Source organism: Pseudomonas sp. GM24, assembly GCF_000282235.1.
GTDB lineage: Bacteria > Pseudomonadota > Gammaproteobacteria > Pseudomonadales > Pseudomonadaceae > Aquipseudomonas.
Genome location: NZ_AKJR01000157.1, coordinates 43,500 through 56,794, shown reverse-complemented (window position 1 = coordinate 56,794; position 13,295 = coordinate 43,500). Strand labels below are relative to the sequence as shown.

The window sequence follows — 13,295 nt, the reverse complement described above, 5'->3', positions numbered from 1 at the left end:
GCTCGCGATAGCGGTCTGTCAAACGACGCGATGTTGACTGATCTGGCGCTATCGCGAGCAGGCTCACTCCTACAGGGGGAGCAGTGTTACTTATCGGACTTGATGTTGGTCCACACGCGGGTGCGTACACGCTCAAGTTTTTGCGGCAACGGCTGCACGACGTAGAGGTTTTTCAGCGCTTCCGGGGTCGGTGTCAGGTTCGGGTTGTCAGTGATTTCCTTGTTGATCAGCGGCATCGAATCCTTGTTCGCATTCGGGTAGCCGAGGAAGTCGCTGATCGGCGCAATCACTTTCGGGTCGAGCAAGGTGTTGAGGAATTCATGCGCCTCGGCGACGTTCTTCGCGCTCTTCGGAATGGCGAAGGTATCGAACCAGATCGGCGCGCCTTCCTTCGGCAGACGCCAGTCAACCACTACGCCGTTTTTCGCCTCTTTGGCGCGATTGCCGAACTGGTAGAAGCTGCCGGAATAACCGATGGCCACGCAAATATCGCCGTTGGCGATGTCAGTCATGTATTTGGCCGAGTTGAAGTAAGTCACGTACGGGCGAACCTTGAGCATCAGCTCCTTGGCTTTTTCATAGTCGGCGGGGTTCTGGCTGTTCGGGTCGAGGCCCAGATAATGCAGGGCCAGCGGTAGGATTTCCGTCGGCGAATCAAGCATCGCCACGCCGCAGGATTTGAGCTTTTCCATGTTCTCCGGCTTGAACACCAGATCCCAACTGTCCACCGGCGCGTTGTCGCCCAGTGCCGCTTTGACTTTGGCCGGGTTGAAGCCGATCAGCACGGTGCCGACCATGTAAGGCACGCCGTACTGGTTGCCCGGATCGTTCTTGCCCAGCAGTTTCAACAGTTCCGGGTCCTGGTGGCTCCAGTTCGGCAGTTTCGATTTATCCAGTTTCTGAAACACGCCTGCCTTGATCTGCGTTTCAAGGAACTGATTCGACGGCACCACCAGGTCGTAGCCGGAGTTGCCGGTCAGCAGTTTGGCTTCGAGGGATTCGTTGGTGTCGAAGGTGTCCCAAGTCACTTTGATGCCGCTTTTTGCGGCGAAATCCTTGGGCACGGACGGCAGGATGTAATCCGCCCAGTTGTACACGCGCAGTTCGCGTTGCTCAGCCTGGACGGCGCCGGCCAACAGCGACAGCCCACACACAGTGGCACCCAGAATGCGTTTCATCGTGACCATGGTTGTTCCCCAAAAGGCAGCGTGAGTTCGATGGTTTTTATGTTCTGTACACGGCAGCGGCTGTAAAGGTAGCCAAGGGTAAAAAGGGTCGAGCGTCTCGTTGTGGTTTTGATTCTTGCTGACAGCGTAGCTGGAGCACAGTGGGGGATGGGCCAAAAGGGGATCGATGTGGCCAATTTGATTGACCGCCGGGATGCGTAAACAACAATGCCCGGCGAAGGGCCGGGCATTGTGCTGAAGCAGATCAGGTCAGTCGGTGTAACCCAACCTGGCCGCCCTGCTCTGCTCAGTCTGGCCGCGTGTCGCCAGGCAGTAATACAACGGAACGGTCACCACCAGGCCGACCAGCCAGGACAAGTCCGCGCCCTCAACCAGATTGGCGTACGGTCCGACGTACAGCGAGGTGTTGGCGAACGGCAACTGCACGAGGATGCCGATAAAGTACGCAATGATCGCGTGCAGATTGAAGCGCCCGTAAATCCCGCCATCGGCGCGGAAGATCGAGGTAATGTCGTAGCAGCCGCGCTTGATCAGATAGAAGTCGATGAGGTTGATCGACGCCCACGGCACCAGCACCAGCAGCAGCGCCAGAATCAAACCGATGAACTCGGAAATGAAATCCGCCGACGCGCCCAGCGCAACCACGCAGCAACCCGCGAGCACCACGCTCGACAACACCACGCGCACCTTGATGCTTGGCGTCCATTGGCTGGCGAAAGTCTGGATCGAGGTGATGATCGACAGCACCGCGCCATACAGATTCAGCGCGTTGTGGCTGATGATATTGAGCAGAAACAGCACCATCAGAATCGGCCCGAGCCAACCCGTCGACTGCTTGACCGCGACCATCGCTTCAGTGCCTTCCGGGGTCGCCAGCACGGCCACCGCGCCGAAGCTGAACGACAGAATCGTGCCCAGCGTCGCGCCCAGATAAGTCGCCCAGAACGGTTTGGCAATGCCAATATCCGCCGGCAAGTAACGCGAATAGTCGGACACATACGGCGAGAAACTGATCTGCCAGATGATCCCCAGCGACACCGTCGCCAGCCACCCCGACAGGTTAAAACTGCCGCGAGTGAGAAAGTCCGCCGGTAAGTCATGGGCGAAGATATAGATGAAACCGGCGAGCAACGCGCTGCCCATCACCCAGGTGCCAATGCGGTTCAGCGTGTGAATGAAGTTGTAGCCGATCACCCCGATCGCCGTGGCCGCGAGTGCGCCGATCAGAATGCTCAGCGGCGCCGGCACCGAGGGCGCGATGCCGACGATGGATTTGCCGGCGAGCACGATGTTGGAAATAAAGAAACCGATGTAGATCAGCGCGGCGAAGAACACGATCAACAGCGCGCCATAACGGCCGAACTGGCCGCGACTCTGGACCATCTGCGGAATGCCCATGCGCGGGCCTTGAGCCGACGCCAGCGCAATCACCACGCCGCCAATCATGTGTCCCAGCGCAATCGCCAACAGCCCCCAAAGCAAATCGAGGTGGAACACCTGAACCACCATGGCGCCGGTGACGATGGGCAGTGGCGCAATGTTGGTGCTGAACCAAAGGGTGAATAGGTCGCGGGCCTTCCCGTGGCGTTCCGCGAGTGGGACGTAGTCGACCGTATGGTTCTCGATCAACGGATCTTGCCGGGACATCTGGGACATATGCATGAACTCGAGTTTGTCTGTTCTTATCGTTGTATGAAGCCAAACCGGGAGGACTCTATGGTCGCCCCTCAGATGCAGACCATATTATGGTATTCCAAACAATTCACAAGACTGATCCGCAGTTTGCGGCGCTATCTGATATGCCATGCTCGCTGAATCCTTGGTCTGCAGACCAGCCGAAAGCCCCATAAATGCTGAGTTTCCGACGAACGCGGCACGTTTATCGGTTCAGCTTAAAAGCCCTTGCAAAGATTGAATACTGGTATACCATCAGACCAACAAACACATAAAAACAGCAGCACCACACCCGAGGACCGACCAATGATCGATGCCGCCATCTACAAACAAGTCATGGGCTCGTTCCCGTCCGGCGTAACCGTTATTACCACCCTGGACGATGACGGTCAGATTGTCGGCCTGACTGCCAGTGCGTTCAGCTCGCTGTCGATGGACCCGGCGCTGGTGCTGTTCTGCCCCAACTACAGCTCTGATTCCTACCCGGTACTGATCAAGAACAAGCGTTTTGCCATCCACGTTCTGTCCGGCGGCCAGCAGAGCGAAGCCTACGCCTTTGCCCGCAAAGGCAAGGACAAGGCCCAAGGCATCGAATGGACCTTGAGCGAACTGGGCAACCCGATCCTCGCCAACGCGACGGCTATCATCGAATGTGAACTGTGGCGCGAATACGAAGGCGGCGACCACGCCATCATGGTCGGCGCGGTGAAGAATCTGATCGTCCCCGAGCAAATTAGCGGGCCGCTGGTGTACTGCCACGGCAAGATGGGCGCCCTGCCCGTCCTGGCCTGATCGTCAGCCCCGCACAATTCAACTGTAGGAGTGAGCCTGCTCGCGTTAGCGATTTATCCGATGTCGATGTTTTTTCTGACACACCGCCATCGCGAGCAGGCTCACTCCTACAAGTTTTGTAGCCTCAACAACAAAAAATCCGAGGAAGCGTCATGAAATTTTCCCTGTTCATCCACATGGAACGCTGGGACGAAAGCGTCAGCCACCGCCAACTGTTCGAAGACCTCACCGAACTGACCCTGATGGCCGAGGCCGGCGGTTTCAGCACCGTGTGGATCGGCGAACACCACGCGATGGAATACACCATCTCGCCAAGCCCGATGCCACTGCTCGCCTACCTCGCCGCCAAGACCACCACCATCCACCTCGGCGCCGGCACCATCATCGCGCCGTTCTGGCACCCGTTGCGGGTAGCCGGTGAATGCGCGTTGCTCGACGTGATCAGCAACGGTCGCATGGAAGTCGGCCTGGCCCGTGGCGCCTATCAGGTTGAATTCGATCGTATGGCCGGCGGCATGCCTGCCTCCAGCGGCGGCCAGGCATTGCGCGAAATGGTCCCTGTGGTCCGCGCCTTGTGGCAAGGCGACTACGCCCACGACGGTGACATCTGGAAATTCCCCACCTCGACCAGCGTACCGAAGCCGATCCAGAAGCCGAATCCGCCGATGTGGATCGCCGCCCGCGACCCGGATTCGCACAACTTCGCCGTGGCCAACGGCTGCAACGTGATGGTCACGCCGCTGATGAAGGGCGACGAAGAGGTCCTCGACCTGAAGAACAAGTTCCAGACCGCACTGGACAACAATCCAGACGTGCCGCGTCCGCAATTGATGGTGCTGCGCCACACCCACGTGCACACCGCTGATAATCCGGACGGCTGGAAAGTCGGCGCGAAAGCGATCTCGCGTTTCTACCGCACCTTCGATGCGTGGTTCGGCAACAAGCAAACCCCGGTCAATGGCTTCCTCGCGCCAAGCCCGGAAGAGAAGTTTGCCGGGCGTCCGGAATTTGAGCTGGAGAGCCTGCACAAGACGGCGATGATTGGTACGCCCGAAGAGATCATTCCGCGGATCAAGTACTACCAGGAACTGGGGGTAGATGAGTTCAGTTTCTGGTGTGACAACAGCTTGCCGCATGAAGAGAAGAAGAAATCGCTGGAGCTGTTTATCAAGCATGTGGTGCCGGCGTTTCGCTAAGTAACCTGGCATCGGAAAGACTTGAAACACGTCATCTGTGGCGAGGGGGCAAGCTCCCTCGCCACACTGAATCAGTGTTCTACGCCAAGCCGCGTCGCCACATCTGCGGGGCCAAGCGTTCGGCCATCGGCAGACTGCAATTCCAGCTTGCGAATCGGCTGGCGGTCCCTTGCATCGACCATCACCGAACCTGGCTCACCCGGCCCATACATGAACTCTCCCCCCCACTGCGATAGCGCGACAATCACCGTCTGCAAGGCTTTGCCGCGATCTGTCAGCACGTATTCCTTATAGGCACCGCCATCAGCAGCCGGCGCGGTTTGCAGGATGCCCTGCTCCACCAGCCCCTTTAAGCGCGCACTGAGCATGTTTTTCGCGATATCCAGACTCTTCTGAAAATCATTGAAACGGCGAATTCCGTCCAGCGCATCGCGGATGATCAGTAGTGACCACCAGTCGCCGATCAGGTCCAGCGTGCGGGCAACCGGGCAGGCGTTGCCCTGCAAACTTTTGCGTTTCACCTAGACGTACTCCCTCGTATCAGTGGCCGACCGTGCGGCTTTGGGTTGCATCATACAACTCTGCAGCAGATCCACGACTGTACCGACGCAAAACCAGCACCTGCATACAAGTAGCCGGCGCGCTTTGCGCTGATAGTGAATGCCGCCATTTCGGCACTGAACCCCGAAGCAGGAGTTTCCATGAGCACCTTCACCACGCAAGACGGTACCGAGATTTACTACAAGGATTGGGGCAGCGGCAAACCCGTGCTGTTCAGCCATGGCTGGCCGCTGGATGCCGACATGTGGGAATACCAGATGGAATACCTGAGCAGCCGTGGCTATCGCACCATTGCGTTCGATCGCCGTGGTTTCGGCCGTTCCGACCAGCCGTGGACCGGTTACGACTACGACACCTTCGCCGATGACATCGCGCAATTGATCAATCATCTGGACCTGCGCGACGTGACCCTGGTCGGCTTCTCCATGGGCGGCGGCGACGTCAGCCGCTACATCGCCCGGCATGGCAGTGAGCGGGTTGCCGGTCTGGTGTTGTTGGGCGCGGTGACGCCACTGTTCGGCAAGAAAGCCGACTTTCCACAGGGCGTCGACACCTCGGTGTTCGACGGCATCAAGGCCGGCCTGCTGCAGGATCGCGCGCAGTTCATCGCCGATTTCGCTGCGCCGTTCTATGGCACCAACCAAGGCCAGAAAGTATCTGCCGGCGTGCTCACGCAAACCCTGAATGTCGCCCTGCTGGCGTCACTCAAAGGCACGGTGGATTGCGTTACCGCATTCTCGGAAACCGACTTCCGCCCGGACATGGCGAAAATCGATGTGCCGACGCTGGTGATCCATGGCGACGGCGACCAGATCGTGCCGTTCGAAACCACCGGCAAACAGGCTGCTGCACAAATCAAAGGCGCCGAGTTGAAGGTCTACGCAGGGGCGCCACATGGCTTTGCGGTGACCCATGCGCAGGCGTTGAATGAGGATTTGCTAGCGTTTCTCAAACGCTGAATATTCGCCATTAAAAAAGTCCGTCGGCATCGGCTTGACGGACTTTTTTGTTACCCTCGTCAAATGACCCCTTCCGACCTCAACGCAATGGACGAAGACATCTCTGTGCAAGCCGCCGATTGGTGCATGCGTCTGCACGATGACGATTGTCCGCCGGCTGTCCGCCAGGATTTCCAGCGCTGGATAGAGGTCGACCCGCGCCACGCTTTCGAATACGCCAAAATGCTCGAGATCTGGGATCTCAGCGGCCAATTGCCGGATGAACCCGAGACGGCGAAAAAACTCCTCACCGCTCATGGGGTAGCGCCTGAGCGCAAGCGTGAAATCTAGCCGCCAGGTTTTGCCCTTCCCTTCCCGCGGCCAGAGCTGCAGCCCGCATTGTTAAAGGCTTTCGCCGCTCTGCATCAGAATTTTATCTTCACATCCCAGCTTAATAATATTTTACCGATATCCCCCCTCTCCCTAGTCTGACCTCAAGCCAAACGGACAAGCCAACAGCGGCCCGAATCCCACTGCCTTGCTAGGAAGGATGTAGAGATGACCCCTGAAATAATAAAAACAGACACGCTGATCGTGGGTGCCGGCCAAGCGGGCGTGGCCATGAGCGAGCACCTGAGCAAACTCGGTGTGCCGCACCTGGTGCTGGAGCGCAATCGCATTGCCGAACGCTGGCGCACCGGGCGCTGGGACTCGCTGGTTGCCAACGGCCCGGCGTGGCACGACCGCTTCCCTGGCCTGGAATTCGATGACGTCGATCCCGACGGATTTGCCCCGAAAGAACGTGTGGCGGATTACTTCGAAGCCTACGCGAAGAAATTCAATGCGCCGATCCGCACCGGCGTTGAGGTGAAAAGCGTGGTGCGCAATGTCGGTCGCCCGGGTTTCACCGTCGAGACATCCGAAGGTGTGATCGAAGCCAACCGCGTGGTCGCCGCGACTGGCCCGTTCCAGAAACCGGTGATCCCGGCGATTGCTCCGCAAGACCAACGTCTGTTGCAGATCCATTCCGCTGATTATCGCAACCCGCAACAACTGCCGGCAGGCGCAGTGCTGGTGGTCGGCGCCGGTTCTTCCGGGGTGCAGATCGCCGATGAACTGCAACGTTCCGGCAAGCAGGTTTACCTGTCGGTCGGCGCCCATGACCGCCCGCCTCGCGCTTATCGCAACCGGGATTTCTGCTGGTGGCTGGGCGTGCTCGGCGAATGGGATCAGGCGGCGATGAAACCGGGGCGCGAGCACGTGACCATCGCCGTCAGCGGCGCCCATGGCGGTCGCACCATCGATTTCCGTGGTCTGGCCCATCGCGGCATGACCCTGGTCGGCGTCACCGAATCATTCAATAACGGCGTGGTGACCTTCAAGCAAGATCTGCTCGGCAACCTCACTCGCGGCGACGAAAATTATCTGGCGTTGCTGGATGCCGCCGATGCCTACATCGAGCGCAACGGCCTCGACCTGCCGGAAGAACCGGAGGCGCGCGAAACCTATCCGGACCCTGAGTGCGTGAAGAATCCGCTGGCCGATCTGGATCTGGCCAAGGCTGGCGTCACCTCGATTATCTGGGCCACAGGGTTTGCCGTGGATTACTCCTGGCTGCAAGTGAAAGCATTCGATGACAAGGGCAAACCGGTGCATCAGCGCGGCGTGTCGAGCGAACCGGGGGTGTATTTCCTCGGGCTGCCGTGGCAGTCACGCCGGGGGTCGTCGTTCATCTGGGGTGTGTGGCACGACGCCAAGCATGTTGCCGATCACATCGCCACCCAGCGCAAGTATCTGGATTACCGCGATGCCGAGCAGCGTGAAGCCGCACTGCATTCGAGCAGCCACAACAAAGCCGCCGATACCGTCGACGCTTGATTGCCTTTTTTCGCTCCGGCGCCGATTGCGCCGGGCCAACCTTCTTCAGGAGCCTTTCATGAGCCAGCCCACCCACACTCGCATCCGCATGTTCAACACCAAAGACACCTACCCCAACCAGACGCTGGACAACGATCTGTGCCAAGCCGTGCGCGCCGGCAACACCGTGTATGTGCGCGGTCAGGTCGGCACGGATTTCGACGGCAATCTGGTCGGTCTCGGCGACCCGCGCGCGCAGGCTGAACAAGCGATGCGCAACGTCAAGCAACTGCTGGAAGAAGCCGGCAGCGACATGAGCCACATCGTCAAAACCACCACTTACTTGATCGACCCGCGTTATCGCGAGGCGGTGTATGGCGAAGTCGGCAAATGGCTCAAGGGTGTATTCCCGATCTCCACCGGGTTGGTGGTGTCGGCACTGGGGCAGCCGCAGTGGCTGATGGAGATTGATGTGATTGCGGTGATTCCTGAGTAAGGCATCACACCGCGTTATGGCCATCGTTGGCAAGCCAGCTCCCACAGGTATCGGGTTGATCACAACATCTGGGCTTAACTCAAAACCCTGTGGGAGCTGGCTTGCCAGCGATGAGGCCCTCAAGGACAACATCTTCCTAGAAAGGAATAAGCAGATGACCTTTTCAATCACAGCCCGCTGCGCCGAAACCGGCCAGTTCGGTGTCGCCATCAGCTCCTCCAGCATCGCCGTCGGCGCCCGCTGTCCGTGGCTGCTGCCGGGGGTCGGCGCGGTGTCGAGCCAGAACATCACCCTGCCGTCCCTCGGCCCGGAAGTCCTTGCGCTGATGGAGCAAGGTTTGACGCCGGACGATGCGCTGGACAAAGTCCTCACCCGCAACGGCTACAGCCAGTACCGCCAGATCACCGCGATCAACCACCTTGGCCAGACCGCGCATTTCAGCGGTGCGCAAACCCTCGGCGTGCACAACGCCGTGACCGGCGAACAGTGCGTCGCCGCCGGCAACATGCTCGCGGGGCGTTCGGTCATCGAAGCGATGGTCAGCGCCTTCGAGGATGGCGAAGGTCAACTGGCTGATCGCCTGCTCAAAGCCCTGCACGCCGCACAAGCGCTCGGCGGTGAAGCCGGCCCGGTGCATTCGGCCGCCGTTGTGGTGGTCGGCGAGCAGACCTGGCCGATCGTCAACCTGCGCGTGGATTGGGCCGATGAAGACCCGATCGGCCAGCTGCAAAAACTCTGGAACGCTTACGAGCCGCAGCTTCAGGACTACATCGACCGCGCCCTCGATCCGGCCAAGGCACCGGGTTATGGCGTGGCCGGGGATGATCGATGAACAGTGTCGAGTTGCTCAAGGCGCTGGTGGCGTTCGACACCACCAGCCGAGAATCCAACTTGCAGCTGATCGAATTCGTCCGCGATTACCTCGAAGGTTTCGACGTCCCGTGTGCGCTGATTTACAACGACGAGCGCAGCAAAGCCAACCTGTTCGCCACGATCGGCCCGGTGGATCAACCGGGCATCGTGCTGTCCGGGCACACCGATGTGGTGCCGGTCGATGGCCAGCCGTGGACGCTGCCGCCGTTCGAACTGACCGAACGCGACGGCAAGGTGTTTGGGCGTGGTACCGCAGACATGAAGGGTTATATCGCCTGCGTGCTGGCCTTGGTGCCGTTGCTGGTTAAAACGCCGCTGCGCCTGCCGGTGCACATTGCCCTGTCTTACGACGAAGAGGTTGGCTGCCTCGGCGTGCGCTCGTTGCTCAAGGTCTTGCAGCAACGCCCGATCAAGCCATTGCTGTGCATCATCGGCGAACCGACCGAACTGAAACCGGTGCTTGGCCACAAAGGCAAACTGGCAATGCGCTGCGACGTGCACGGCCATCCGTGCCATTCGGCGTACGCGCCGCTCGGCGTCAATGCGATTGAATACGCCGCCGAACTGATCGCTGAGCTGGGTCGTCTCGGTCAGCAACTGAAAGCGCCGGAGCATCACGATGCGCGCTTCGACCCGCCCTACAGCACGGTGCAAACCGGGGTGATCAGCGGCGGCAAGGCCTTGAACATCGTGCCCGCCGATTGCCGTTTCGATTTCGAAATCCGCGCCCTGCCCTCGCAGGATCCGGCGCTCGTTGCCGAAGCGCTGCAAACCTATGCTGAACGCGAAGTGCTGCCGCGTATGCGCGCGGTCAGTGCGCAGAGTGATATCCGCTTCAGCGCCTTGTCGGCGTATCCGGGATTGGCCACCGATGCACAAAGTCAGGCCGCCGAACTGATTTCAGTGTTCTGCGGTTCAAAGGATTTCGGCACTGTAGCGTTTGGTACCGAAGGCGGACTGTTTGATGCCGTAGGGATTCCCACGGTGGTCTGCGGCCCCGGCAGCATGGATCAGGGCCACAAACCCGACGAGTTTGTCGCCCTCGAACAGTTGCAGGCGTGCGATGCCATGCTGCAACGGATGCTGGCGTTTATCAGCCTCTGACCAGCGGCTCGACGGCACTCACGAGTGCAGTCGGGCCATTTCTACGCGGCAATGGTCAACAAACAACTGCACCGGTTTGGTCAGTTGCACCCGCCGCAACCAGGCCGCCGACAAGCCCGACCCGGTGACGTTTTCCACCAGCGGCACACAGACGACTTGCTGGCCGTCGTAGGTGTAGTCGCTGAACGGTTTGGTCACCAGAATCGAGAAGCCGAAACCGTTGCCGACCATGCCGCGCACCATCTCGATCGATGGCGAGCTGAAGACGATGTTCGGCGTCAGCCCGCGCTCTTCGAAGATGCTCACGAAATAGGTGCGGCTCGGCACCACGTCGAGCAGAATCATCGGTTCCAGCACCAGATCATGCAGCGAGACTTTCGCCTGTTGCGCAAAGCGATGGCTGGCCGGCAGCAACGCATAAGGCTGCTGCGGCGGCATCAGCGGCGTGGTTTCAATGGTGCTGTCCAGATCGTGCTCGAACATCATCGCGACGTCGATGCTGCCAGCGGTCAGAGCCTGCACCAGCTCTTGTTGCTCGCCATCACGAATGCGGATTTCCACCCCCGGCCAGCGCGCCTTGAACCCGGCGATCAGGCGCGGCAGGTACAGCGGCGCGACGGTTTCGAAACAGCCGATATCGATCTGCCCCGCGACCACATCATTGTCGGCCAGGGCGTTCTGCTCAAACTCATGGGCCACCCGCAGCAACTCCAGCGCCTTGCGATAGAACCGCGAACCGCTGGGCGTCAGAGAGACGCCTTGGGCGTGATGGCGAATGAACAACTGCACGCCGAAACTTTCTTCCAGATGCTTGATGGCCGTGGAGACCGAGGGTTGCGCGATGTAGAGCTTGCGCGAGGCTTCGGCGACGCTGCCGCAATCAGCCGTGGTGACGAAATATTTGAGCTGGCGCAGGTTGTAGGCGGCCATGTGAGTCTCCCAAAGAGCGCGGGTGTTCGCCCTGTTTCCCTGGCGCACGATCAAGCTTGAACATACCGGACGCCGGCGCCAGCCGAAGCATATTTTTTTTAAGGTCTGAAGCAACAAACTTACTAATTTATCTATGCCGATGCTTTGCACATGATCACTTCAACAAGAAATGCGCCGCCCGTGCCGGCGCTTGCCGAAGTACGTCCACGTACTCATCCTTGCCTTGGAGTTCGTCATGGCTACCCCTGCAGCATCCTCCGCTCCGCTGATTGAAAAACACACGATAGGCTACGTGCCCCCCGAAGATCGCCACGGAAAGGTCAGGGATCTGTTCACGCTCTGGTTCGGCGGCAACATCGCACCGTTGCCCATCGTTACCGGTGCACTGGGCGTGCAGTTGTTTCACTTGAATCTGCTCTGGGGCATCGTCGCGATTCTCGTCGGCCATCTGGTCGGCGGTGTGCTGATGGCGCTGCACTCGGCGCAAGGCCCGCAGATGGGCATCCCGCAGATGATCCAGAGCCGCGCGCAGTTCGGCTCCCTCGGCGCATTGCTGGTGGTGTTGATTGCCGGCGTCATGTACATCGGCTTTTTCGCTTCCAATATCGTGCTGGCCGGCAAGTCGCTGCACGGTGTGGTCGACAGCGTTCCAGTGCCCGTCGGCATCGTCATTGGCGCAGTCGGTTCGGGGATCATCGGCATCATCGGCTACCGTTTTATCCACGTGCTCAATCGCATCGGCACCTGGGTGCTGGGGATCGGCATCGTCGTCGGTTTCGGCTACATCTTCACTCACATCCAGACTGACGACTTCCTCACCCGGGGCAGTTTCAACCTCTCCGGTTGGCTGGCCACCGTGTCGCTGGCGGCGCTGTGGCAGATCGCGTTCGCGCCGTACGTGTCCGACTATTCGCGTTACTTGCCAGCGGACGTAAAAGTCTCGTCGACATTCTGGACGACCTATCTGGGTTCAGCGCTGGGGTCGAGTCTGGCGTTCATCTTCGGTGCCGTCGCCGTGCTGGCAACCCCGGTGGGCATGGACACCATGGACGCGGTCAAACTCGCCACGGGTTCCATTGGCCCGCTGATGCTGGTGCTGTTCCTGCTCAGCGTGATCAGTCACAACGCCCTCAACCTGTACGGCGCGGTGCTGTCACTGATTACCTTGGTGCAGACCTTCGCCTACCGCTGGATCCCCACCGCCAAGAGCCGCGCAGTGATCTCGATTATCGTGCTGCTGGCCTGCTGCTTTGCCGCTGTCGGTGCATCGAAAGATTTCATCGGCCACTTCGTCGACATGGTGCTGGTGTTGCTGGTAGTGCTGGTGCCGTGGACGGCGATCAACCTGATCGACTTCTATGCGATCCACAAAGGCCAGTACGACATTCAGTCGATCTTCCAGGTCGACGGTGGCATCTACGGCCGCTACAACCCGCAGGCGTTGCTGGCTTACGCGATCGGCATCGCCGTGCAAATTCCGTTCATGAACACGCCGCTGTACGTCGGCCCGGTGTCGGCGCACATCAACGGTGCGGATCTGTCCTGGCTGGTGGGACTGCTGGTGACCTCGCCGCTGTATTTCTGGCTGGCCAACCGCGACACGTCTTATCGTCGGCGGATGATGGGCGGGAAACTGGCGAGCAGTCTGTGAGATTGATGCGCTGAAAAAGAAGGCCCGCACTGTGCG

At 59.6% G+C, this 13,295-nt stretch carries 13 protein-coding genes; 9 read left to right on the top strand and 4 right to left on the bottom strand.

Annotated elements, in window-relative coordinates:
- Nucleotides 1-86: 86 nt before the first annotated feature.
- Nucleotides 87-1,187, bottom strand: a complete 1,101-nt coding sequence (locus tag PMI23_RS18000; RefSeq protein WP_007910859.1) for a polyamine ABC transporter substrate-binding protein — start codon at nt 1,185-1,187, stop codon at nt 87-89.
- Between the two features lie 249 nt (nt 1,188-1,436).
- Nucleotides 1,437-2,843: a purine-cytosine permease family protein gene (locus PMI23_RS17995; protein WP_007910857.1), complete on the bottom strand. Its 1,407-nt coding sequence runs from the start codon at nt 2,841-2,843 to the stop codon at nt 1,437-1,439.
- Between the two features lie 324 nt (nt 2,844-3,167).
- Between PMI23_RS17995 and PMI23_RS17990 the strand changes: the two genes are divergently transcribed.
- Nucleotides 3,168-3,653, top strand: a complete 486-nt coding sequence (locus PMI23_RS17990) for a flavin reductase family protein (protein WP_007910854.1) — start codon at nt 3,168-3,170, stop codon at nt 3,651-3,653.
- A gap of 152 nt (nt 3,654-3,805) precedes the next feature.
- Entirely contained in the window at nt 3,806-4,849 is a 1,044-nt protein-coding gene (locus tag PMI23_RS17985; RefSeq protein ID WP_007910852.1) for an LLM class flavin-dependent oxidoreductase, read from the top strand.
- Nucleotides 4,850-4,920: 71 nt separating this feature from the next.
- On the opposite strand, the gene PMI23_RS17980 is transcribed toward PMI23_RS17985, so the two are convergent.
- Nucleotides 4,921-5,370, bottom strand: coding sequence for a winged helix-turn-helix transcriptional regulator (locus PMI23_RS17980; RefSeq protein ID WP_007910850.1), 450 nt, complete (start codon nt 5,368-5,370; stop codon nt 4,921-4,923).
- A gap of 180 nt (nt 5,371-5,550) precedes the next feature.
- On the opposite strand from PMI23_RS17980, the gene PMI23_RS17975 reads away from it, so the two are divergent.
- The 6 genes from PMI23_RS17975 (at nt 5,551) to argE (ending at nt 10,678) form a co-directional block, all read left to right on the top strand.
- Nucleotides 5,551-6,369: an alpha/beta fold hydrolase gene (locus tag PMI23_RS17975; protein WP_007910848.1), complete on the top strand. Its 819-nt coding sequence runs from the start codon at nt 5,551-5,553 to the stop codon at nt 6,367-6,369.
- Nucleotides 6,370-6,432: 63 nt separating this feature from the next.
- Nucleotides 6,433-6,699 carry a FecR/PupR family sigma factor regulator gene (locus PMI23_RS30180; protein WP_007910846.1) on the top strand — a complete coding sequence of 89 codons (267 nt, stop codon included), beginning with the start codon at nt 6,433-6,435 and terminating at the stop codon, nt 6,697-6,699.
- 207 nt (nt 6,700-6,906) lie between these two features.
- Complete coding sequence (locus tag PMI23_RS17965; RefSeq protein WP_007910845.1) at nt 6,907-8,226, top strand: flavin-containing monooxygenase; 1,320 nt, start codon at nt 6,907-6,909, stop codon at nt 8,224-8,226.
- A 58-nt stretch (nt 8,227-8,284) separates the two neighbouring features.
- Nucleotides 8,285-8,701: a RidA family protein gene (locus PMI23_RS17960; RefSeq protein ID WP_007910844.1), complete on the top strand. Its 417-nt coding sequence runs from the start codon at nt 8,285-8,287 to the stop codon at nt 8,699-8,701.
- 154 nt (nt 8,702-8,855) lie between these two features.
- A complete protein-coding gene (locus PMI23_RS17955; RefSeq protein ID WP_007910843.1) occupies nt 8,856-9,533 on the top strand; it encodes a DUF1028 domain-containing protein in 678 nt (225 codons plus the stop codon).
- Nucleotides 9,530-10,678, top strand: a complete 1,149-nt coding sequence (gene argE, locus PMI23_RS17950; protein ID WP_007910842.1) for an acetylornithine deacetylase — start codon at nt 9,530-9,532, stop codon at nt 10,676-10,678. The genes PMI23_RS17955 and argE overlap by 4 nt, the downstream gene beginning before the upstream one ends.
- Nucleotides 10,679-10,696: 18 nt before the next feature.
- Here argE and PMI23_RS17945 read toward each other — a convergent pair whose 3' ends face one another.
- Entirely contained in the window at nt 10,697-11,608 is a 912-nt protein-coding gene (locus PMI23_RS17945) for a LysR family transcriptional regulator (protein WP_007910841.1), read from the bottom strand.
- 235 nt (nt 11,609-11,843) lie between these two features.
- On the opposite strand from PMI23_RS17945, the gene PMI23_RS17940 reads away from it, so the two are divergent.
- A complete protein-coding gene (locus tag PMI23_RS17940; RefSeq protein ID WP_007910838.1) occupies nt 11,844-13,259 on the top strand; it encodes a purine-cytosine permease family protein in 1,416 nt (471 codons plus the stop codon).
- Nucleotides 13,260-13,295: the final 36 nt, after the last annotated feature.